At 67.0% G+C, this 20,285-nt stretch carries 23 protein-coding genes and 1 pseudogene; 20 read left to right on the forward strand and 4 right to left on the reverse strand.

Annotated features, from left to right (window positions below; genetic code table 11):
* Nucleotides 1-72: 72 nt before the first annotated feature.
* Both trpS and J7528_RS21740 read left to right on the forward strand, forming a co-directional pair.
* Nucleotides 73-1,107 carry a tryptophan--tRNA ligase gene (trpS, locus tag J7528_RS21735; RefSeq protein WP_291878882.1) on the forward strand — a complete coding sequence of 345 codons (1,035 nt, stop codon included), beginning with the start codon at nucleotides 73-75 and terminating at the stop codon, nucleotides 1,105-1,107.
* A gap of 31 nt (nucleotides 1,108-1,138) precedes the next feature.
* Nucleotides 1,139-1,627, forward strand: coding sequence for a universal stress protein (locus tag J7528_RS21740; protein ID WP_291878884.1), 489 nt, complete (start codon nucleotides 1,139-1,141; stop codon nucleotides 1,625-1,627).
* A 121-nt stretch (nucleotides 1,628-1,748) separates the two neighbouring features.
* Here the strand turns inward: J7528_RS21740 and J7528_RS21745 are convergent, their stop codons facing one another.
* Nucleotides 1,749-3,017 carry a cytochrome P450 gene (locus J7528_RS21745; protein ID WP_291878887.1) on the reverse strand — a complete coding sequence of 423 codons (1,269 nt, stop codon included), beginning with the start codon at nucleotides 3,015-3,017 and terminating at the stop codon, nucleotides 1,749-1,751.
* A 124-nt stretch (nucleotides 3,018-3,141) separates the two neighbouring features.
* Between J7528_RS21745 and J7528_RS21750 the strand changes: the two genes are divergently transcribed.
* Entirely contained in the window at nucleotides 3,142-3,717 is a 576-nt protein-coding gene (locus J7528_RS21750) for a NifU family protein (protein WP_291878889.1), read from the forward strand.
* An 82-nt stretch (nucleotides 3,718-3,799) separates the two neighbouring features.
* On the forward strand, nucleotides 3,800-4,387 hold the full coding sequence (locus tag J7528_RS21755) for a malonic semialdehyde reductase (protein WP_291878892.1): 588 nt from the start codon (nucleotides 3,800-3,802) through the stop codon (nucleotides 4,385-4,387).
* A gap of 39 nt (nucleotides 4,388-4,426) precedes the next feature.
* Here the strand turns inward: J7528_RS21755 and J7528_RS21760 are convergent.
* Nucleotides 4,427-4,525, reverse strand: a pseudogene (locus J7528_RS21760) (hypothetical protein); the annotation flags it as partial.
* A 19-nt stretch (nucleotides 4,526-4,544) separates the two neighbouring features.
* On the opposite strand from J7528_RS21760, the gene J7528_RS21765 reads away from it, so the two are divergent.
* From J7528_RS21765 to J7528_RS21825, 13 genes are all read left to right on the forward strand, one after another.
* Nucleotides 4,545-5,183: a DUF1131 family protein gene (locus J7528_RS21765; RefSeq protein WP_291878894.1), complete on the forward strand. Its 639-nt coding sequence runs from the start codon at nucleotides 4,545-4,547 to the stop codon at nucleotides 5,181-5,183.
* Between the two features lie 3 nt (nucleotides 5,184-5,186).
* A complete protein-coding gene (tsaB, locus tag J7528_RS21770; protein ID WP_291878897.1) occupies nucleotides 5,187-5,822 on the forward strand; it encodes a tRNA (adenosine(37)-N6)-threonylcarbamoyltransferase complex dimerization subunit type 1 TsaB in 636 nt (211 codons plus the stop codon).
* On the forward strand, nucleotides 5,819-6,271 hold the full coding sequence (gene rimI / locus J7528_RS21775; protein ID WP_291878899.1) for a ribosomal protein S18-alanine N-acetyltransferase: 453 nt from the start codon (nucleotides 5,819-5,821) through the stop codon (nucleotides 6,269-6,271). The genes tsaB and rimI overlap by 4 nt, the downstream gene beginning before the upstream one ends.
* 45 nt (nucleotides 6,272-6,316) lie before the next feature.
* Complete coding sequence (locus J7528_RS21780; RefSeq protein ID WP_184714897.1) at nucleotides 6,317-6,724, forward strand: Fur family transcriptional regulator; 408 nt, start codon at nucleotides 6,317-6,319, stop codon at nucleotides 6,722-6,724.
* A gap of 176 nt (nucleotides 6,725-6,900) precedes the next feature.
* On the forward strand, nucleotides 6,901-8,271 hold the full coding sequence (miaB, locus tag J7528_RS21785) for a tRNA (N6-isopentenyl adenosine(37)-C2)-methylthiotransferase MiaB (RefSeq protein WP_291878904.1): 1,371 nt from the start codon (nucleotides 6,901-6,903) through the stop codon (nucleotides 8,269-8,271).
* Nucleotides 8,268-9,212 (forward strand): PhoH family protein, encoded by a 945-nt coding sequence (locus J7528_RS21790; RefSeq protein ID WP_291878907.1) that lies wholly within the window; start codon nucleotides 8,268-8,270, stop codon nucleotides 9,210-9,212. The genes miaB and J7528_RS21790 overlap by 4 nt, the downstream gene beginning before the upstream one ends.
* A gap of 18 nt (nucleotides 9,213-9,230) precedes the next feature.
* Nucleotides 9,231-9,686, forward strand: coding sequence for an rRNA maturation RNase YbeY (gene ybeY, locus J7528_RS21795; RefSeq protein WP_291878961.1), 456 nt, complete (start codon nucleotides 9,231-9,233; stop codon nucleotides 9,684-9,686).
* Between the two features lie 8 nt (nucleotides 9,687-9,694).
* Nucleotides 9,695-10,621 (forward strand): hemolysin family protein, encoded by a 927-nt coding sequence (locus J7528_RS21800; protein ID WP_291878910.1) that lies wholly within the window; start codon nucleotides 9,695-9,697, stop codon nucleotides 10,619-10,621.
* Nucleotides 10,618-12,210 (forward strand): apolipoprotein N-acyltransferase, encoded by a 1,593-nt coding sequence (lnt, locus tag J7528_RS21805; protein ID WP_291878913.1) that lies wholly within the window; start codon nucleotides 10,618-10,620, stop codon nucleotides 12,208-12,210. Before J7528_RS21800 ends, lnt begins: the two co-directional genes overlap by 4 nt.
* Nucleotides 12,211-12,244: 34 nt before the next feature.
* Nucleotides 12,245-12,676 (forward strand): helix-turn-helix transcriptional regulator, encoded by a 432-nt coding sequence (locus tag J7528_RS21810; RefSeq protein WP_291878915.1) that lies wholly within the window; start codon nucleotides 12,245-12,247, stop codon nucleotides 12,674-12,676.
* Nucleotides 12,677-12,808: 132 nt separating this feature from the next.
* Complete coding sequence (metK, locus tag J7528_RS21815; RefSeq protein ID WP_291878918.1) at nucleotides 12,809-14,032, forward strand: methionine adenosyltransferase; 1,224 nt, start codon at nucleotides 12,809-12,811, stop codon at nucleotides 14,030-14,032.
* Between the two features lie 203 nt (nucleotides 14,033-14,235).
* The gene (gene trmB / locus J7528_RS21820) at nucleotides 14,236-14,916 is read left to right on the forward strand and encodes a tRNA (guanosine(46)-N7)-methyltransferase TrmB (protein WP_291878921.1); all 681 of its coding nucleotides are present in this window, start codon (nucleotides 14,236-14,238) and stop codon (nucleotides 14,914-14,916) included.
* Nucleotides 14,917-15,178: 262 nt separating this feature from the next.
* Entirely contained in the window at nucleotides 15,179-15,757 is a 579-nt protein-coding gene (locus tag J7528_RS21825) for a LytTR family DNA-binding domain-containing protein (RefSeq protein ID WP_291878924.1), read from the forward strand.
* On the opposite strand, the gene J7528_RS21830 is transcribed toward J7528_RS21825, so the two are convergent.
* Complete coding sequence (locus J7528_RS21830; protein ID WP_291878926.1) at nucleotides 15,744-16,157, reverse strand: DUF5990 family protein; 414 nt, start codon at nucleotides 16,155-16,157, stop codon at nucleotides 15,744-15,746. The two genes, J7528_RS21825 and J7528_RS21830, sit on opposite strands and share 14 nt — an antisense overlap.
* A gap of 65 nt (nucleotides 16,158-16,222) precedes the next feature.
* Nucleotides 16,223-16,756 carry an inorganic diphosphatase gene (gene ppa, locus J7528_RS21835; RefSeq protein WP_291878929.1) on the reverse strand — a complete coding sequence of 178 codons (534 nt, stop codon included), beginning with the start codon at nucleotides 16,754-16,756 and terminating at the stop codon, nucleotides 16,223-16,225.
* A gap of 258 nt (nucleotides 16,757-17,014) precedes the next feature.
* Between ppa and rimP the strand changes: the two genes are divergently transcribed.
* The 3 genes from rimP (at nucleotide 17,015) to J7528_RS21850 (ending at nucleotide 20,034) form a co-directional block, all read left to right on the forward strand.
* Nucleotides 17,015-17,596, forward strand: coding sequence for a ribosome maturation factor RimP (rimP, locus tag J7528_RS21840; protein ID WP_291878933.1), 582 nt, complete (start codon nucleotides 17,015-17,017; stop codon nucleotides 17,594-17,596).
* A 2-nt stretch (nucleotides 17,597-17,598) separates the two neighbouring features.
* Nucleotides 17,599-19,263, forward strand: a complete 1,665-nt coding sequence (nusA, locus tag J7528_RS21845) for a transcription termination factor NusA (RefSeq protein WP_291878935.1) — start codon at nucleotides 17,599-17,601, stop codon at nucleotides 19,261-19,263.
* Between the two features lie 120 nt (nucleotides 19,264-19,383).
* Nucleotides 19,384-20,034, forward strand: coding sequence for an RNA-binding protein (locus tag J7528_RS21850; protein WP_291878938.1), 651 nt, complete (start codon nucleotides 19,384-19,386; stop codon nucleotides 20,032-20,034).
* Nucleotides 20,035-20,285: the final 251 nt, after the last annotated feature.

Here is a 20,285-nt window from a genome sequence, read left to right on the forward strand (position 1 = left end):
CTCGCGTTTCGACGCGATGCGCGCACCTGCGCCTAGCCAATCCCTTCGAATACGACAGCCAAGGCTGAACTCATGACCGATCAAGCCCCCGTCGCCTATACGGGCCCCGCCCGCGTGCTCTCGGGCGTCCAACCCTCGGGCGCCCTGCACCTGGGCAACTATCTCGGCGCGCTGGTGAAGTTCACCCGCCTGCAGCACGAGATCGACACCTTCATCTTCGTGGCCGACCTGCACGCCATCACCGTGTGGCAGGATCCGGCCGCCCTGGCCCAGCAGACCCGCGAGATCGCGGCCGCCTACATCGCCTCGGGCCTGGACCCGGACAAGGCGACGATCTTCCCGCAATCGGCCGTGCGCGAGCACGCCGAGCTGTCCTGGATCTTCAACTGCGTCGCCCGCCTCGGCTGGCTGGACCGCATGACCCAGTTCAAGGAGAAGAGCGGCAAGCACAAGGAGCGCAGCTCGGTGGGTCTCTACACCTATCCGGTGCTGCAGGCGGCCGACATCCTGGTCTACAAGGCCACCCACGTGCCGGTGGGCGAGGACCAGAAGCAGCACTTGGAACTGACTCGCGACATCGCCGGCAAGTTCAACCACGACTTCAACGCCCCGGGCTTCTTCCCCATCCCCGATCCGCTGATCCAGGGACCGGGCGCGCGGGTCATGAGCCTGCGTGACGGTTCGGCCAAGATGAGCAAGTCCGATCCGTCGGACTATTCGCGCATCAACCTGACCGACACGGCCGACGACATCGCCGCCAAGGTCAAGAAGGCCCGCACCGACCCGGAACCGCTGCCGGAAACGATCGAGGAACTGGCGACCCGCGCCGAGGCCGACAACCTGGTCGGCATCTTCGCGGCCCTGGCCGGCAAGACCAAGGCCGAGGTGCTGGCCGAATACGCCGGCAAGGGCTTTGGCACGTTCAAGCCGGCCCTGGCCGAGCTGGCGGTCGAGAGCCTGGCCCCGGTGGGCGAGCGCATGCGCGGCCTGCTGGGCGATCCGGCGGTGCTGGACGCCATCCTGGCCAAGGGCGCGGAGAAGGCTCGCGAAGCCGCCGCCCCGACCCTGGCCGAGGTCAAGAAGCTGGTCGGCTTCTGGGGGGCTTGAGGTTCGGCTGGAAGCGGCGTCATCTCGCGCGATGACTGACGCCGCTTATAGCCGCCGCAAGTTCCTGGTCGTCGCCGACGACACGCCGGAGTTCACGGCGGCGCTGAAATACGCCTGCCGCCGCGCCCGCTCGACCGGCGGTCACGTGGCCCTGCTGAAGGTGATCTCGCCCGCCGAGTTCGAGCACTGGAGCGGCGTGCGCGAAGAGATCGAGCGCCAGGAACGCGAGGAGGCCGAGGTCCTGCTCCAGAGCCTGGCCGGCCAGGTCGTGGCCGAGACCGGCCTGCCGCCCGAGTTCATCATCAAGCACGCCGACAGCGTCCGCACGGCGCTCAAGGCGGTGGTGGCGGCTGACCCGAGCATCAAGATCCTGATCCTGGCGACGTCGACGGCGGGCAGGGGGCCGGGACCGCTGATCGCGGCGATCGCCAAGGAGGGCGTCGGCTTCGGCGGCCGCAAGCTGCCCGTCACCGTGGTGCCGGGGGATCTGACGGACGAAGAGATCGACGCGTTGGCCTAGGAGATGGCTCCCCCCACCTGACCTCGCTTTGCGAGGTCGTCCGCCCCCAAAGGCGGGCGGAAGATGCGCGTCGCCCTTCTGCCCCCTCCGGGGGAGGAGCGCGCAGCGCGGAGGGGGCGAGTTAGACCCGCTCCGGGATCCGCACCATCATCCGCTCATAACCCTTCACGAAGGTCGAGTAGACGCGCTTGGGCTCTTCCAGCACCTCGATCCTGGGGAAGCGTTTCAGCACCTCTTCCCAGACGATCTTCAGCTGCATCTCGGCCAGGCGATTACCGACGCAGCGGTGGATGCCGAAGCCGAACGACAGGTGGCGGCGGGCCTGCGGGCGGTCGATGATGAAGGCGTCGGCGTTCTCGATGACCGTGTCGTCGCGGTTGCCCGAGACGTACCACATCACGACCTTGTCGCCCTTCTTGATGGTCTTGCCGGCCAGCTCGAAGTCCTCCAGCGCCGTGCGGCGCATGTGGGCTAGCGGGGTCTGCCAGCGGATGATCTCCGAGACCATGTTCGGGATCAGCGACGGATCGGCGCGCAGCTTGGCCTCTTCCTGTGGGTTCTGCGACAGGGCGTAGAGGCCGCCGGTGATCGAGTTGCGGGTGGTGTCGTTGCCGCCGACGATCAGCAGGATGACATTGCCGAGGTATTCGAAGGGCGGCATGTCGCGGGTGGCCTCGCCGTGGGCCAGCATCGAGATCAGGTCGCTGCCCGGCTCGGTCTGGTTGACCCGCTCGTTCCACAGATTGGTGAAGTAGCCCAGGCATTCCAGCAGCTCGGCGCGGCGGGCGTCCTCGCTCTCGACGATGCCGCTCTCGGGCGAGGCGGTGGCGACGTCCGACCAGCGGGTCAGCTTGCGACGCTCTTCCCAGGGGAAGTTGAACAAGGTGGCCAGCATCTGGGTGGTCAGCTCGATCGAGACGCGGTCGACCCAGTCGAACGGCTCCTCGATCGGCAGCGTGTCCAGGATCTGGCAGACCCGCTCGCGGATGATGCCCTCCAGCTTGGCCAGGTTCGGCGGCGAGACAATTGGACTAACTGTCTTGCGCTGGATGTCGTGCTTGGGCTGGTCCATGGCGATGAACATCGGCAGGACGAAGTCCTCGTCGAAGTCGCGGATGGTGATGCCGCCCAGGTGGGCGTCCGACGAGAAGATCTGGTGGGTCGTATCGACGGTCATGATGTCGTTGTAGCGGGTGATCGACCAATAGGGCCCGATCTCCTCGTCGCCCTTCGAGTAGTGGACGGGGTCTTCCTTCCGCATCCGCTCGAAATAGGGCCACATGGCGTCGGCCTGGAACAGGGCCGGATCGGCGATGTGATAGTCCTCGAGGGGAATGGAATAGGCCCTCGCTCGGGCGTCAGCCTTCAGGTCGACAGAACCATCGCTCATCGTGGATCCTCCCGCGGATCGGTGTTTTGCGAGCATACCGCCAGAAAATGACGCCTGTGTCACTTTTAAAATGCGCGGTTCGGTCACCCTTGCGTCAGGCGGCCGCGAGGTCCATCTGTCGGCCATGTTCATTCAGACCGAGACCACCCCGAACCCCGAGGTCCTGAAGTTCCTGCCCGGCCGTGAAGTGCTGGGCGAGGGCGCTCGTGAGTTCCGCACCCCGGAAGAGGGCGACGCCTCGCCGCTGGCCAAGGCCCTGTTCGACCTGGGCGACGTGACGCGGGTGTTCTTCGGTCCCGACTTCCTGACCGTGACCAAGGGCGAGGACGCCCAGTGGCCGCACCTGAAGGCCCCGATCCTGGCGGCCATCATGGACCACTTCACCAGCGGCCGCCCGGTGCTGCTGGATGCGACCCAGGACGGCGGCCACGACGATGACGGCGTCTATGACGAGGAAGCCTCGCAGATCGTCGCCGAGATCAAGGAACTGCTCGACACCCGCATCCGTCCGGCCGTGGCCCAGGACGGCGGCGACATCGTCTTCTCGCGTTTCGAGCCGCAGACCGGCGTGGTCTGGCTGCACATGCGCGGCGCCTGCTCGGGCTGCCCGTCCTCGTCGGCGACCCTGAAGTCGGGCGTCGAGAACATGCTCAAGCACTATGTGCCGGAAGTGACGCGGGTCGAGCAGACGCTGGGCTAAGGCCCGCGCCAGCCTTGCGCGATGCGGCGGAAGTCCTTATTGTAACTATTCTAGTTGCAAATAGCTTCCTCAAGGATCGCTCATGGCCAAGCTCGAAGACGCCACGCTCGCCCAGCTGTTCACCGAAGCCCGGACCCGCAACGGCTGGGATCCGACGCCGCTGCCGGAAAGCGTCCTGCGCGAGCTCTATGAGCTGACCAAGTTCGGCCCGACCGCGGCCAACTCGACCCCGGCCCGCTTTTATTTCCTGACTTCGCAAGAGGCCAAGGAACGCCTGGCCAAGCATTCGTCGGGCTCGAACGCGCCGAAGATCCTGCAGGCGCCGGTGACGGTGATCGTCGGCTACGACCTCGATTTCCCGGAAACCCTGCCGAAGCTGTTCCCGCACGCCCCGGGCGCCAAGGACTGGTTCAACGACATGACGGCCCGTGAGTGGGGCGCGCTGCGCAACAGCTCGCTGCAGGGCGGCTATTTCATCCTGGCGGCGCGGGCCCTGGGCCTGGACGTCGGTCCGATGTCGGGCTTCGACAATGCCGGCGTGGATGCGGAGTTCTTCGCGGGCACCAACATCAAGAGCAACTTCATCGCCTCGATCGGCTACGGCACCGAAGAGGGCCTGTTCCCGCGCAACCCGCGCCTGGGCTTCGACGAAGCCGCGAAGATTCTTTAGGCAAATAACATCGTCATCCCGGAAGCCTCGTAGAGGCTATCCGGGACCCAGGGGCAACCGCACTGCATTGGCCCCTGGGTCCCGGCTCTCCGCTTCGCTGCGGCCGGGATGACGAGGATTTTTGTGAATCTGATGCACATTGGGCTACAAAGCCCGCATGACCCTCCGTCACACCCTCATCGCCCTGCCGCTTCTCGTCCTCGCCGCCTGCGGGCCGGCCAAGAAGGACGAGGCGGCCGCTCCCGCGCCCGAAGCTGGCGCGAAAACTCCGGTCCAGGTCGCCATCGCGCCCTATGCCGGCGGCCCGCTGAAGGTCAGCAAGGACGGCGTTGGGCCGATCAACGCCACGGTCGCCTTCGACTTGGCCACGCTCAAGGTGCTGTTCCCGAAGGCCAAGGTCGAGCAGGCTTTCCTGCACTTTGGCGAAGGCCCGGCCCAGCCGATCATCAATGTCGAGCAGGACAACGTCCCGCTGGCCGAGATCGGCAAGACCGACGAGGGCGAGATCGCCTATGTCCGAGTCAATGCCGGCGACGCGCGCGGTCCCAAGGACGAGCAGCTGCTGGCCAAGTGGGCCGATCTTGGCTTCACCGTCGACCAGTGCCGCGCCGGCGAGGGCCGCGAGGTCAACATGACGATCTGCGTGCGCCCCGAGGCCCCGACCGTGTCGTACGTGTTCGGCGTGCCCGGCTACACCGGCAAGGCCGTGCCGCCCGAGGCGACCCTGAAGGCCAAGGGCCAGCTGAACGAGTTCGTCTGGCGTCCGGCCGAAGGCGCCGTCGTCGGCGCCGGCTGATCCATGATCCTGTCGATCGACACCTGCCTCGGCGCCAGCTCGGTCGCCGTGCTGGACGGCGAGCGCGTGCTGGCCGTGCGCAGCGAGCCCATGACCCGCGGCCACCAGGAGCGCATCGGCATCCTGGCCCGTGAAGCGGCCGCCGAGGCGGGCGTCGCCTTCACTGACCTCTCCCGCATCGGCGTCACGGTCGGTCCGGGCTCGTTCACCGGCCTGCGGGTGGGCCTGGCCTTCGCCAAGGGCCTGGCCACGGCGCTGTCGATCCCGTGCGTGGGCGTCAACACGCTGGAGAGCCTGGCGTTCGGTCACAAGGGCTTCGTCGCCGCCGTGCTCGATGCGCGGATGGACCAGGTCTATATCCAGGTCTTCGCCGACGGCGTCTCGCTGATGGCCCCGGACGCCCTGGGGCTGGGCGAGGCCGCCGCGCGGCTGGCCGAGCTCTATTCGGGCGGTCCGGCGACCCTGGTCGGCTCGGGCGCGCCGCTGCTGGCCGATACGTTGAGCGTCGCCACCGTGCTGACCCCGGTCGCGCCCGATCCCGTCGCCGTCGCCCGTTTGGCCGCCAAGAAGCCCACGCCCGCCCATTCGCCCCGGCCGCTATACCTGCGCGCGCCCTACGCCACGCTGCCCGCCGCATGAACCTGCGTCCCGTCGGCTCGGAAGCCGCCTTCGATCTCGCCGACCTGCATGACAAGGCCTTTCCCCGGCCCTGGACGGCGCTGGAGTTCGACGAGCTGCTGAAATCCCCCGGCGCCTTCGCGGTGCTGGGCGAGGCGGGGGAGCCCGCCGAATCCAAGGGCTTCATCCTGTGCCGCTCGATCGCCGGCGAGGCCGAGATCCTGACGATCGCCGTCGACCCCGTGGCCCGCCGGCGCGGCTGGGGCGCGGCGCTTGTGGAAATCGCCGCCGGCATCGCCGCCGAGACCAGGGCCGAGGCCATGTTCCTGGAGGTCGCCGCTGACAATCTGGCGGCCATTGCGCTGTATCAAGCGACCGGTTTCGCCAAGGTCGGGGTCAGGAAGGGATATTATCCCCATCCCGATGGCCCCAAGGATGCGCTTGTCATGCGCCGGGCGCTTAACACTTAAGGCGCGACCGCCTATCTTCCGGGCGACTCAGACGGAGGTTCCGCCGTGGATCGACTCGAAAAGGCCTGTATCGAAAAAGGCATGCGCATGACGGACCAGCGCCGCGTGATCGCGCGCGTGCTGTCGTCGGCCGAGGACCATCCGGACGTCGAGGAGCTGCACCGCCGCGCCCACGCCATCGATCCGCACATCTCGATCGCCACGGTCTACCGCACCGTCCGCCTGTTCGAGGAAAGCGGCATCATCGAGCGCCACGACTTCCGTGACGGCCGTTCGCGCTACGAAGAGACGCCCGATCACCACCACGACCACCTGATCGACATGAAGACCGGCAAGGTCGTCGAGTTCGTGGACGAGGAGATCGAAGCCCTGCAGCACGCCATCGCCCGCAAGCTGGGCTACAAGCTGGTGGATCACCGGCTCGAACTCTACGGCATGCCGCTGGAGGAGTAGGGTTGGGGCTACTTGCCCCCACCTGACCGCTTCGCGGTCGTCCGCCCCCGGAGGGGGCGGAAGGTGCGCCGCGATTCTTCTTCCCCCTCTGGGGGAGGAGCGCCGCAGGCGCGGAGGGGGCAAGTGTGTCCTCCGCGACCTTGCGCCGAGCCCGCCCCGCCCCCATAACCTCGCGGATGAGCGAGACCCCGCAAAAGCGCCTCTTTATCAAGACCTACGGCTGTCAGATGAACGTCTATGACAGCGAGCGCATGGCCGATGTCCTGCGTCCGCTGGGCTATGGCGTCGTGGATGACCCCGAAGGCGCGGACCTGGTGGTGCTGAACACCTGCCACATCCGCGAGAAGGCCACCGAGAAGGTCTATTCCGAGCTCGGCTACATCAAGCAGATGAAGGACCGCAAAGCCCAGGACGGCGGTCGCATGACCATCGCCGTGGCCGGCTGCGTGGCCCAGGCCGAGGGCAAGGAGATCATGCATCGCCAGAAGGCGGTGGATCTGGTCGTTGGGCCTCAAGCCTATCACCAGCTGCCCGAGCTGATCGCCCGCGCCCACCGGGCGACCGGCGAGCGCCTGGCCGCCGACTTCGCCGCCGACGAGAAGTTCGACGCCCTGCCGGCCGAGCGCCACGTGACCGGGGTCACCGCGTTCCTGACCGTGCAGGAGGGCTGTGACAAGTTCTGCACCTTCTGCGTGGTGCCCTATACCCGCGGCGGCGAGTGGTCGCGGCCGGTCAATGACATCGTGGAAGAAGCCAAGCGCCTTGCCGGCGCCGGCGTGCGCGAGGTCACCCTGCTGGGCCAGAACGTCAACGCCTATGACGGTGACGGTTCGACCCTGGCCAAGCTGGTGCGCCAGCTGGCCAAGATCGATGGCCTGGACCGCATCCGCTACACGACCAGCCACCCGCGCGACATGGGCGAGGACCTGATCGAGGCCCACGGCGAGCTGCCGGAGCTGATGCCGTATCTCCACCTGCCGGTGCAGGCGGGCAGCGACAAGATCCTGAAGGCCATGAACCGCGACCACACGGCCGAGAGCTATGTGAAGCTGATCGAGAAGATCCGCGCGGCCCGTCCGGACATCGCCATGAGCGGCGATTTCATCGTCGGCTTCCCCGGCGAGCGCGATGGCGATTTCGACAAGACCTTGGAGCTGGTGCGCGAGGTCGGCTTCGCCAGCGCCTTCTCGTTCAAGTATTCGCGGCGTCCTGGGACGCCGGCTTCGGCCATGCCCGGTCAGGTCGACGAAGCGGTCAAGGCCGAGCGCCTGGAGCGCCTGAACCAGCTGCTGGACGAGCAGCAGCGCGCCTTCAACGCTAGCCAGGTCGGCAAGGTCATGCCGGTGCTGTTCGAGAAAGCGGGCCGCCACCCTGGCCAGGTCGTGGGTCGCAGCCCATATCTGCAGGCCGTGCATGCTGAAGGCCCCGAAAGCCTGATCGGTACGATCGTGCCTGTCCGTATCGAGAGCGCCGCCAAGATGAGCCTGGGGGGTGTTCTGGAAACCTATCCCGCCCCACCCTCCTTGCTTAATTTGGAGACCGCTTGAGCCGTACGCCTGAATTCCTGCCGCTGTCCGACGACGCCGTCGTCGCCGTTACCGGTCCGTCGGGCCGCCACGCCGCCCTGATCGAGGACGCCTTCAAGGTGCTCATCGAAACTCCCGGCGGCGGCGTCACCATCACCGGCGACGCCCGCGGCCGCACCGGCGCGAAACGTGTTCTGCAGACCCTGGCCGCTCGCGCCGACGACGGCGAGGAGGTGGTCGAGGCCGATGTCCGTATCGCCATCGGCAGCGCCCACGAGACCGGCGGCCAGGCCTCGCCCCGCGCGGTGCGCAAGGGCAATGTCTCGCCCAAGACCAAGAGCCAGGCCCAGTACCTGGAGCGGATGGCCACCCATCCGCTGGTCTTCGGCCTGGGCCCCGCCGGCACCGGCAAGACCTTCCTGGCCGTGGCCCATGGGGCTGGCATGCTGATGCGCGGCGAGGTCGATCGCCTGATCGTCACCCGTCCCGCCGTCGAGGCCGGCGAGAAGCTGGGCTTCCTGCCGGGCGACCTGAACGAGAAGGTCGACCCCTACATGGCTCCGGTCTGGGAAGCCCTGACCGACATCATGGGCGCCGACCAATTGCGTCGCCGCCGTGAGAAGCTGGAGATCGAGGTCGCCCCGATCGCCTTCATGCGCGGCCGCACGCTGGCGCATGCGTTCGTCATCGTCGACGAGGCGCAGAACTGCTCGCGCCTGCAGATGAAGATGGTCCTGACCCGCATCGGCGAGGGCGCCCGCATGGTCGTCACCGGCGACCCGACCCAGGTCGATTTGATGAACCCGCGCGACTCCGGCCTGGCCCATGCCGTCTCGATCCTGGATGGCGTCGAGGGGGTGGCAGTGTCGCGCTTTACGTCTTCGGACGTGGTGCGCCACCCGCTCGTCGAGCGTATCGTTAAGGCCTATGACGCGGACGCGGCGCAGAGTACTCCCCGCTAAATGACCATTACCGTAGACATCGAGATCGAGGACGAGGCCTGGACGACGGCGGAAGCCGAAACCGAGGCCCTGGTCTGGCGCGCCGCCCAGGCCGTGCTGGACGCGCATGAGGACATCGAAGGGCAGGGGATCGTGATCCTGCTGACCGACGACGACAGCGTCCAGGCCCTCAATCGCGACTTCCGCCAGAAGGACAAGCCGACCAACGTCCTGTCCTTCCCCTCGCCGCCCAATCCGGAAGGCCAGATCGGCGATATCGCCCTGGCCTATGGCGTCTGCGCCCGGGAAGCGGCCGAGCAGGGCAAGCCCCTGGGGCACCACCTGCAACATCTGGTGGCGCATGGCGTGCTTCATCTCCTAGGATACGACCACGAGGGCGACGACGAGGCGGAAGCCATGGAGGCGCTCGAACGCGAAATCCTGGCGGGTCTGGACGTTCCGGATCCCTATGCCGGTGATGAAGAGGGGCGCTGACACGGGCCATGCCCAGCGACGAGCCTAGTCAACAGCCCGCCGTTCCGGTTCGACGAAGCCGGGGCGTGCGGGCGTTTCTCCGACGTATGCGCCGGCAGCTGACCGGCGGCGGCGAGCCCGTTCGGCCGCCCGAAGCGCCGCCCGCGACCGGCGCGGTCGACATCGTCGACCAGGCCGAGGCCTTCCAGACCCTGCGGGTGGCCGACGTGATGACCCCACGCGCCGACATCGTGTCCGTCGAGCTTTCCGCGCCGTTCGAGGCGGTGGTGGCCCAGTTCACCGAGGCCGAGCACTCGCGGATGCCGATCTATCGCGAGACCCTCGACGACCCCGTCGGCGTGGTCCACGTCAAGGACATCTTCCGTCTGCTCTCAAACGATGAGAAGCGGCCGGCCCCAGGTGACGTCGTGCTGCACAAGCTGCGCCGCGACGCGCTGTACGTGCCCGCTTCGATGAAGGCCGCCGACCTGCTGCTTCGCATGCGCACCAGCCGGATCCACATGGCCCTGGTCATCGACGAGTTCGGCGGCACCGACGGCCTGGTCTCGATGGAAGACCTGATCGAGGCGGTGGTCGGCGAGATCGACGACGAGCACGATGACGCCGCCGCCGTCGCCATCGTCGCCCGCCCCGGCGGGATCTTCGAGGCCGAGGCCCGCGCGCCGCTGGAAGAGCTGGAAGCCGCCGTCGGCGCCAGCCTGGCCCCCTCCGACATGGAAGAGGACATCGACACGGTCGCCGGCCTGGTCGTGGCCCTGGCCGGCCGCGTGCCGCAGCGGGGCGAGGTGATCGCCCATCCCGACGGCTACGAGTTCGAGGTGGTCGAGGCCGATCCGCGCCGGGTGCGCCGGGTGCGGATGCGCGGCGGCCCGTCGCCGGAGGCCGCGCGCGAACCGGCGGCTGAGTCGGCTTTTGGGGACGTCGCGGCTTCGTGACGGCCTGGACCAGCTTCCGCGCGAAGGCCTGGAGCGGGCCCTTGCTGGCGCTGCTCGCCGGCCTGGCCGCCGCCCTGGCCCATCCGCCGTTCGGCGTGCTGCCGGGCCTGCTGGGCTATGCCGGCCTGCTCTATCTGCTCGACGACGTCCATGCCCAGAAGCCGCTGCGCTCTGCCTTCTGGCGCGGGTGGCTGGCGGGTGTCGGCTACTTTGGTCTCGGCACCTGGTGGATCGGCGAGGCCTTCATGGTCGACGCCGCCAACCAGGGCTGGATGGCGCCGTTCGCCGTCTCGGCCATGGCCGCGGGCCTGGCGCTGTTCTGGGGTCTGGCGGGTCTGCTCTATCGCCTTGTGCGGCCGGCCAGTGCCTGGCGCGTCCTGACCTTCGCCGCCGCCTTCGGCGCGCTGGAGTGGCTGCGCGGTCATGTGCTGACCGGCTTTCCCTGGAACCTGCCGGGCGAGACCTGGCGGGCGGGCTCGTGGCCGTCGCAGTTCGCGGCGGTGGTCGGCGCCTATGGCTTGACCTGGATCACCCTGGCCATCGCCGCCGCGCCGGCGGTGTGGCGCGAGGGCAGGGCGGGGAAGATCGCCCTGGGTTCGGCGGTCGCCGGCCTTGTCGCTATTTCTAGCTACGGGGCTTTCGCGGTGTCGCGGCCGCTGGTCGAGGGGGCGCCCGTCACGGTGCGCATCGTCCAGGCCGATATCCAGCAGGACGCCAAGTGGGACGCCGCCCGCTTCGCCCAGATCGTCCAGGCCTATGTCTCGCTGACGGCCAAGCCCTATGCTGGCAAGCCCGCCGACCTGGTGGTCTGGCCCGAGGGCGCCCTGCCGGCGGCGATCAACGACTACATGGCGCCTGGAACCTGGGTGCGGCAGGCGATCCTCGACAGCCTGCAGCCGGGCCAGACCCTGCTGATCGGCGGTTATCGCTATGAGGGGCCCGTCCAGAGCCCGACCTACTACAACAGCCTGATCGCCCTGAAGCGCACGGCGACGGATCTCGAGGTCGTGGGCGTCTACGACAAGCACCGCCTGGTGCCATTCGGCGAATACCTGCCGGCCGACAAGTTCCTGACCGCCATCGGCTTCAAGAGCCTGGCCCATCTCGGGGACGGTTTCGCCACCGGCCCGCGCCCTATCCCGCTGAAGGTCGGCGACGGCCTGCTGACCCAGCCGCTGATCTGCTACGAGAGCCTGTTTCCGGGCCTGGCCAAGCCCAACAAAGACGTCCGGGTGCTGATCAATGTCTCGAACGACGCCTGGTTCGGCGTCACGTCGGGCCCGCTGCAGCACCTCAATCTGGCCAGCTACCGCGCCATCGAAAGCGCCAAGCCGATCCTGCGGGCGACGCCCACGGGAGTCAGCGCTGTCATCGACGCCCACGGTCGAATCGTCCCGGGAACGCGCCTGGATCTAGGCAAAAGTGGAGTGATCGACACCGCTATACCAGGTAAGGGTGGGGTTACACCCTTCGACAACTTCGGTGATTCTGCGTTTTTCGCGCTTCTACTGATATCTGCGGTTGCGTCAGTTCGCCGGCCGAGGGGTAAGTCCTTTTCTTCTATTGCAAGCGTGCAAGACTTAGGCTGAATTAAAACCGCAATTTCAGCTATCAAGCGTAGGCATGAGCGAGTCGTCCGACGCCGAGCGTCACCCCAATCCCGTCGACCTGCATGTGGGCGCCCGCATCCGCATGCGCCGCAAGATCCTGGGCGTCAGCCAGGAGCGGCTGGCCGAGGACCTGGGGCTGACCTTCCAGCAGATCCAGAAGTACGAGCGCGGAGCCAACCGGGTCAGCGCCAGCAAGCTGTACGAGATCGCCAAGAGCCTGCAGTCCTCGGTCGGCTACTTCTTCGAGGGCCTGGCCGATCCGGCCGGTGACGGCGTGGCCGACGCCGGCGAGCCGTTCGTGCACGACTTCCTGATGACCTCGGAAGGCCTGGAACTGGCCGCCCTGTTCCCCAAGATCAGCCGGTCCAAGGTGCGTCGCCGGATCCTGGAGCTGGTCCGCTCGATGGCCGAGGAAGAGGCCGCCGCCGGCGCCGACGAGGACTAAACGGCGCTAAAGACGGGCGCAGGTTCTCTCGCCTTGATCGCATAAACATATCTTTATATGGTTCTGGTCTAACTGGACGCCACACTGGGCGCCCGCACGCCTGCGCGCATCCTGCCTGACCGGAGCTGTCTCTTGAGCCGTTCGTCCTACATCTTCACCAGCGAGAGCGTTTCCGAAGGCCATCCCGACAAGGTCGCCGACCGCATCAGCGACACCGTCGTCGACGCGTTCCTGTCGGTCGATCCCGAAGCCCGGGTGGCCTGCGAAACCCTGGTCACCACCAACCGCATCGTGCTGGCCGGCGAAGTCCGCGCCGGCAAGCCGGACGGTGACAAGAAGGCCAACAAGCAGCTGACCAAGGACATCCTGGCCTCGCTCGAGCCCAAGGTCCGCGCCGCGGTCAAGGACATCGGCTACGAGCAGAAGGGCTTCCACTGGCAGAAGGCGAAGTACTCGAACTTCCTGCACGGCCAGTCGGCGCACATCGCCCAGGGCGTGGACGCCACCGAGAAGAAGGACGAGGGCGCCGGCGACCAGGGCATCATGTTCGGCTACGCCAGCACCGAGACCCCGGAGCTGATGCCGGCCACGCTGCAGTACAGCCACAATATCCTCAAGCGCCTGGCCGAGCTGCGTCACAGCGGCGAGCTGAAGGAGCTGGAGCCCGACGCCAAGAGCCAGGTGACCCTGGAGTATGACGGCAACGGCCGCCCGACGCGCGTCGTGTCGATCGTCGTCAGCCACCAGCACGCCAAGAAGATCGACGGCAAGGCCGCGACCTCCAAGCGCGTGCTGGACCTGATCAAGCCGCACATCCTGCCGATCTTCCCGGACGGCCTGATCACCAAGAAGACCCAGTGGCTGGTCAATCCGACCGGTCGCTTCGAGATCGGCGGTCCGGACGGCGACGCTGGCGTGACCGGCCGCAAGATCATCGTCGACACCTACGGCGGCGCGGCCCCGCACGGCGGCGGCGCGTTCTCGGGTAAGGATCCGACCAAGGTCGACCGCTCGGCCGCCTATGCCTGCCGCTACCTGGCCAAGAACGTCGTGGCCTCGGGCCTGGCCGATCGCTGCACCATCCAGATCGCCTATGCGATCGGCGTGGCCCAGCCGGTCTCGTTCCACGTCGACCTGCACGGCACCGGCAAGGTCGATCCGGCCGTGCTGGAAAAGATCCTGCCGCAGCTGATCGGCGGCGCCACCCCGCGCGCCATCCGTGAGCACCTGCAGCTGAACCGTCCGATCTACGCCCGCACCGCCGCCTACGGCCACTTCGGCCGCACGCCGGACAACGAAGGCGGCTTCTCGTGGGAGAAGACCGACCTTGTGAGCGAGCTGAAGGGCCTGGCGTAACGGTCCGTTCCGTTATTCCAAACCTGCCTTCCTAGGCCTGGTGCCTAGGATCCATCTTTCCGCCGGCGTTGCGCTCGACAGAGATCCGCAACGCCGGCGGTTTGCTTTCTGGACCGCTCAACCTGGCGCGACCATGGGTCCTAGGCACAAGGCCTAGGAAGGCGGATTTTGTTTTTCCCGATGACGGTTCTAAACAGCGCCCCATGACCAATCCGACCCAACCCCATGGCCCGCTGCGCTCGTTCGGCCGTCTGAAGTCGCGCCCGGTGAAGCCGCGCCAGCAGGCCCTGCTCGACACCCTGCTGCCCGAGATCGCCGTGCCGCAGGGCCCGTTCCAGCCGCTGGACCTGATGCCGGCCGCCAAGGCCGTGTGGCTGGAGATCGGTTTCGGCGGCGGCGAGCACATGGCGACCCAGGCCGGCCGCCATCCCGAGACCCTGGTGATCGGCGCCGAGCCCTTCGTGAACGGCGTCGCTTCGGCCGTGCGTCACGTCGAGGAGCAGGCCCTCAAGAACGTCCGCGTCCACGAGGGCGACGCCCGCGATGTGGTCGACTGGCTGCCCGACGCCTGCCTGGACCGGGTGTTCATCATGTTCCCCGACCCCTGGCACAAGGCCCGTCACAACAAGCGCCGCCTGATCCAGCCGGAATTCGTCGCTCGCCTGGCCCGCGTCATGAAGCCGGGCGCGGCCCTGCGCTTCGCGACCGACTGGGCCGACTATGGCGAGTGGACCACCGAGCGGGTGCTGGCCGACCCGAACTTCCGCTTCGCCGAGGCTGACGCCGACCGCAACGCGATCCCGGCCGACCACGTCACGACGCGTTACGAGGAAAAGAAACTGGGCGACTGCGCGCCGGTGTTCCTGGACTTCGTTCGGATCTGAAGACCCTCGGTCTGTCGAATTTGTAATGGAATCGGGCACATTTTGTGCCTGATTTCGATTGACACATTTTGTGCCAACTAGCATTCAGCGTCTCATCACTGAGGGGTTGAGTAGACACCGACTGCCGTTTCGTACGCCGTCATCGGCGTTTCATCAGGCAATCATCGGCTCGACATCCTGTCCATCAGCGGGGGTCGCGGCGAAATCCGTGGCTCCAACAACCACCGTCGGCGCCCTGAGGCGGACGCCGAGAGGAGAGCCTATGTCTGCCGCGCCTTTCATCAACCGGGCTGTCGCCCACGACCCGTGGGATCCGGCCTATCGCGACCTGCGCCAGGCGCTGTCGCGCGTCATGACGGGCCTGGGCCTGACGGATCTGGCCGAGCAGGGCGGGATCGCCATCCTGCTGGCCGATCCCCGCGCGCCGATGATCCTGACCATGAACGCCCAGGCGCCAGCGCCCATGCCGGAGCCCGAGCCCAGCGATGAACTCGAAGGCCTGTGGGTGCCCGGCCGTCACGGCCAGGTGCGCGTGGCGATCAGCGAGATCGACTGGATCGAGGCGGCCAAGGACTATGTCCTGCTGCACACGGCCACGCGCCGGCACATCCATCGCATCACCATGAACACGCTGGAGCAGCAGCTGAACCCGCGCCGGATGATGCGGGTGCACCGCTCGGCCTTCGTCAATCCCGAGCGGGTCAAGGCGGTCAATCGCGCCGGGCGGGGCCTGATCTCGCTGGTGCTGCGCGACGGCGCGGCGGTGCCGGTGGGGCCCAGCTACGTCGGGGCGGTGCAGGAGCGCCTGAACTTGCGCGGGCCAGCGCTCATGGCGGCGTGACGCGGGTCCAGCCCTGGAGCAGCGGCACGGTCGCGCAGGCCGGGCCGCCGTCCTTGGCGCGGCCGGCAATGGTCGCCGCCAGCACCTCGCCGCCGACCAGGTCTGCCGGCAGGTCGTTCAGATAGATCTTGATGCGCCGCGACCACTCGGTCCGGCAATCGCCCGCCTGTCCGCCCGAGGCGATGTAGACGAACCGTCCCCGACTGTCGTTGCGCACGAAGCCGCCGCCGGGACGCGGGCCCTGGGGCGTCGGGGTCAGGGTGATCGGGATGTCGAAGGAGAGGTCGCCTTCTGAACGCACCGGATCGACCGGGTGGTTCTTGGCGTCCTGCTTGGAAAAGACCACGCCGGGCGGTGGGTCGGCCAGGATGATCCGCAGTGTGAGATCGATCCTGGCCACCGGAAGCCTTTCCAATCTGATCGGCTCGATCAGATTGGATAAAAAGGCTGACCAAGAAAAGAGACTTAGTAGGTCTCGTTGTAGCGCTTGATCGCCGCGCGGATGATGTCGGCGGTCTCTTCGATGTCGGCCCAGCCGGTGATCTTGGTCGACTTGCCCTTTTCCAGATCCTTGTAGTGCTGGAAGAAGTGGGCGATCTGCTCGGTCAGGATGGTCGGCAGGTCGCGCCAGCTGGACACGCCCGTGTAGAACGGGTGCAGCTTGTCGACCGGCACGGCCAGGATCTTTTCGTCCGAGCCGGCTTCGTCGACCATCATCAGGGTGCCGATCGGGCGGCAGCGGATGATCGCGCCCGGCACCACCGGGGTCGGGCCCACGACCATGATGTCGGCCGGGTCGCCGTCATCGGCCAGGGTGTGGGGGATGAAGCCGTAGTTGGCCGGATAGAACATGGCCGTATGCAGGAAGCGGTCGACCATCAGGGCGCCGCTTTCCTTGTCGATCTCGTACTTCACCGGCTCGCCGCCCTGCGGGATCTCGATGATGGCGTTCAGATCGTAAGGCGGGTTGGCCCCGGTCGGAATCTTGGAGAGGTCCATTGTGACTCTTCGTCTTGTTGAGGACCGCGGGGAGGCGGCCTGCGCGGGCTGGCTTATAGGCGATTAGTGCTGCGGTGCGAAAGCCGGATCGGGAGATTTCCGTCTCCGCGAGTCGACAGCGCCCAACTGTTCGCCTATAAAGCGTCCTACATCGTCCGTTAGCGCTAGATGGCGCTTTCGAGCGGCGGCCGAAAGGCTGCCGCTTTTTGTTTGGCCGATCGGCAGCAAAGCCTGACGGCCCTGAGAATTGAGAGAACCGTGCGCGGCAAGACGCAGGAAGACCGTGATCTGATCGAGCTGCTCGATCCCGTCGCCGAGAGCCTCGGCTACGAGATCGTTCGCCTTCGCCTGATGGGCGGGGCCGAGCAGCGCCGCCTGCAGATCATGGCCGAACATCCGCTACAGGAAGACGGCAGCGGCGGCGACATGAACGTCGAGGACTGCGCCCGCCTGTCGCGCGGCCTGTCCGAGGTGCTGGATCCCGCCGATCCGATCGCCGGCGAATATACGCTGGAAGTCTCGAGCCCCGGCATCGACCGCCCGCTGACCCGCCTGAAGGACTTCGACGACTACGCCGGCCTGGAGGCTCGCATCGAGCTGGACCGCGTGGCCGAGGGCCGCAAGCGCTTCAAGGGCGAACTGGCCGGCGTCGAGGACGACCAGGTTGGTTTGAACATCGAGGGCGAGGACGACGTTACCGTCTACTTCCCCTTCGCGTGGATCATCGACGCCAAGCTCGTTATGACCGACGCCCTGATGGATCGGGGGGCCAAGCAACGGGCCGCCCGTCTGAAATCTGAATCCGACAACGAAGACCTGTCCGAAAGTGAAGAGGACTGACCATGGCCATCGGCATCGCCGCCAACCGGCTTGAACTCCTGCAGATCGCCGACGCGGTCGCCCGTGAAAAGGGCATCGAGAAGGAAGTCGTCATCGAGGCCATCGAGGACGCTCTGCAGAAGGCCGCCCGCGCCCGCTACGGCGCCGAGCACGACATTCGCGTCAAGATCGACCCGCGTACGGGCGAGACGACGCAGAAGCGCGTGATCGAAGTCGTCGCCGACGAGACCGACCTGGAAGGCGAGATCGGCAAGATGCCGTTCTCGATCGCCAAGCGCACCTGGCGCGACGCCGAGATCGGCAAGGTCTACGAAGAGGCCCTGCCGCCGTTCGAGATCGGCCGCGTCCAGACCCAGATGGCCCGCCAGGTCGTCATGCATAAGGTCCGTGAAGCCGAGCGCGAGCGTCAGTTCGACGAGTACAAGGATCGCGTCGGCGAGATCGTCAACGGCAGCGTCAAGCGGGTCGAATACGGCAACGTCATCGTCGACCTGGGCCGTGGCGAAGGCATCATGCGCCGCGACCAGTCGATCCCGCGCGAGAACTTCAATGTCGGCGACCGCATCCGCGCCTACATCTACGACGTCCGTCGCGAGACCAAGGGCCCGCAGATCATGCTGAGCCGCGCGCACGGCGGCTTCATGGCCAAGCTGTTCGCGCAGGAAGTGCCGGAAGTCTATGACGGCGTCATCGAGATCCGCGCCGTGGCCCGCGACCCGGGTTCGCGCGCCAAGATGGCCGTCATCTCGAACGACAGCTCGATCGACCCCGTCGGCGCCTGCGTCGGTATGCGTGGTTCGCGCGTGCAGGCCGTCGTGGCCGAGCTGCAGGGCGAAAAGATCGACATCATCCAGTGGTCGGAAGATGAAGCCACCTTCATCGTCAACGGCCTGGCCCCCGCCGAAGTCTCCAAGGTCGTCATGGACGAGGAAGACGAGCGCGTAGAGGTCGTGGTGCCGGACGAGCAGCTGTCGCTGGCCATCGGCCGTCGCGGCCAGAACGTCCGCCTGGCCTCGCAGCTGACCGGCTGGCAGATCGACATCATGACCGAAAGCCAGGAGAGCGAGCGCCGTCAGCGCGAGTTCACCGAGCGCACGGCCCTGTTCCAGGAAGCCCTGGACGTCGACGAGGTTATCGCCCAGCTGCTGGTCACCGAAGGCTTCGCCGCGGTGGAAGACGTGGCGTTCGTCGAAGCGCACGAAGTCGCCTCGATCGAAGGCTTCGACGAGGAAACCGCCGAGGAACTGCAGGCCCGCGCCCGCGAGTTCCTGGAAAAGGAAGCCGCCGCCCTGGACGCCAAGCGCGTCGAGCTGGGCGTGCAGGACGAGGTCCTGGCCATCGAGGGCGTGACCCTGGCCATGGCCGTGGCCCTGGGCGAAGGCGATGTGAAGACCGTCGAGGACTTCGCCGGCCTGGTGCCCGACGACATGCGCGGCTGGTTCGAGAACAAGGGCGGCGAGCGCGTGCGCGAGCCGGGTATCCTGGAAAGCTTCAACCTGTCGCCGGAAGACGCCGAGGCCCTGATCATGCGCGCCCGCATCATCATGGGCTGGGTCGAGGCCCCGCCGGAGCCGGAATACGAGCCGGAAGCCGAGGCTGGCGACTTCGAAGGCGAGGCCGAGGAGGCCGTCGCCGAGGAAGCCCCGGCCGAAGGCGAAGAGGCCTAAGGCCCTTCGCCCCAATTCCGTTTCCCCGGCGAAAGCCGGGGCCCAGATGAAGCCCTGCTGACGCTCAGGATGAACCTGGGTCCCGGCTTTCGCCGGGAAGACGGGGAATATTTGAGCGTCATGACCACGGATCAGGCCCCCAAGACCCACGCCGAAGCCAACCGCCTGCGCAAGGACATCGTCCTGGGCGAGGCGACGGACGAGGCGCGCCTGGTCCGCTTCGTGGCGGGACCGGACGGGGTGGTGGTTCCGGACGTGGCCCGCAAGCTGCCTGGTCGCGGGATCTGGGTCGGCGCCGACCGGGACTCGATCGCGACGGCGGCCAAGAAGGGCCTGTTCTCGCGGGCCGCCAAGACCAAGCTCACGGTCCCCGCGGACCTGGCCGACCAGGTCGAGGCCCTGCTGGCCAAGCGCGTGCTGGACAGCCTGGGTCTTGCGCGGAAGGCCGGGACCATTATCTCAGGCTACGAAAAGGTGGTCGCGGCCCTGGGGACGGGCAACGTCGCCTGGCTGATCGAGGCCTCGGATAGCGCCGAGGACGGTCGCCGAAAGATCCTTTCCGCCGCGCGCAAGGCCCCCAGAGCCCCCCGTTTGCTGGGCGCATTCAATTCGGATGAATTGGGTTTGGCCTTGGGCGGGGAGAATGTGATACACACCGCTCTCCTTGCCGGGCGCGGCGTTGATCGTTGGACACAGGATGTCGAGCGATTGTCAGGTTTCCGCCCGCTTTTGCCTCCCGAATGGTCGGCGAACGGACGTGAGGACGGCTAGAGGCCTCCCGCTCTCGGGCGATGGGGTCTTTATGGAAAAGGGCGAGCCTGTTCGCCCGGGTTGGCCAGCCGATCGTAGCAGGCCTAGGGTTTTTGCATCCCACCGGGGAACCGCCGGTGCGATGGAAAAGCTCTAGAATCTTTGACGTTGGGCGCGGCTATTCGGGTCGCGTTCGTGGGTAAGGGTCGGGAAACGCGCTTCCTTCTTGGAGGTACGTCCAGGCCCCTTTCTCACATGGAAACATCGGTTTT

This window comes from Caulobacter sp., from assembly GCF_017744445.1.
Classification (GTDB): Bacteria; Pseudomonadota; Alphaproteobacteria; order Caulobacterales; family Caulobacteraceae; genus Caulobacter.

Excerpts from the sequence above, each read along its gene's own strand:
- J7528_RS21750 (WP_291878889.1), top strand. The coding sequence starts at position 3,142 with ATGTTCATTCAGACCGAGACCACCCCGAACCCCGAGGTCCTGAAGTTC.
- tsaB (WP_291878897.1), top strand. The coding sequence starts at position 5,187 with ATGATCCTGTCGATCGACACCTGCCTCGGCGCCAGCTCGGTCGCCGTG.
- J7528_RS21850 (WP_291878938.1), top strand. The coding sequence starts at position 19,384 with ATGACCACGGATCAGGCCCCCAAGACCCACGCCGAAGCCAACCGCCTG.
- ppa (WP_291878929.1), bottom strand. The coding sequence starts at position 16,756 with ATGGACCTCTCCAAGATTCCGACCGGGGCCAACCCGCCTTACGATCTG.
- trmB (WP_291878921.1), top strand. The coding sequence starts at position 14,236 with ATGACCAATCCGACCCAACCCCATGGCCCGCTGCGCTCGTTCGGCCGT.
- J7528_RS21765 (WP_291878894.1), top strand. The coding sequence starts at position 4,545 with ATGACCCTCCGTCACACCCTCATCGCCCTGCCGCTTCTCGTCCTCGCC.
- miaB (WP_291878904.1), top strand. The coding sequence starts at position 6,901 with ATGAGCGAGACCCCGCAAAAGCGCCTCTTTATCAAGACCTACGGCTGT.
- nusA (WP_291878935.1), top strand. The coding sequence starts at position 17,599 with ATGGCCATCGGCATCGCCGCCAACCGGCTTGAACTCCTGCAGATCGCC.
- J7528_RS21745 (WP_291878887.1), bottom strand. The coding sequence starts at position 3,017 with ATGAGCGATGGTTCTGTCGACCTGAAGGCTGACGCCCGAGCGAGGGCC.
- J7528_RS21740 (WP_291878884.1), top strand. The coding sequence starts at position 1,139 with ATGACTGACGCCGCTTATAGCCGCCGCAAGTTCCTGGTCGTCGCCGAC.
- J7528_RS21755 (WP_291878892.1), top strand. The coding sequence starts at position 3,800 with ATGGCCAAGCTCGAAGACGCCACGCTCGCCCAGCTGTTCACCGAAGCC.
- J7528_RS21825 (WP_291878924.1), top strand. The coding sequence starts at position 15,179 with ATGTCTGCCGCGCCTTTCATCAACCGGGCTGTCGCCCACGACCCGTGG.
- rimI (WP_291878899.1), top strand. The coding sequence starts at position 5,819 with ATGAACCTGCGTCCCGTCGGCTCGGAAGCCGCCTTCGATCTCGCCGAC.
- J7528_RS21810 (WP_291878915.1), top strand. The coding sequence starts at position 12,245 with ATGAGCGAGTCGTCCGACGCCGAGCGTCACCCCAATCCCGTCGACCTG.
- J7528_RS21800 (WP_291878910.1), top strand. The coding sequence starts at position 9,695 with ATGCCCAGCGACGAGCCTAGTCAACAGCCCGCCGTTCCGGTTCGACGA.
- trpS (WP_291878882.1), top strand. The coding sequence starts at position 73 with ATGACCGATCAAGCCCCCGTCGCCTATACGGGCCCCGCCCGCGTGCTC.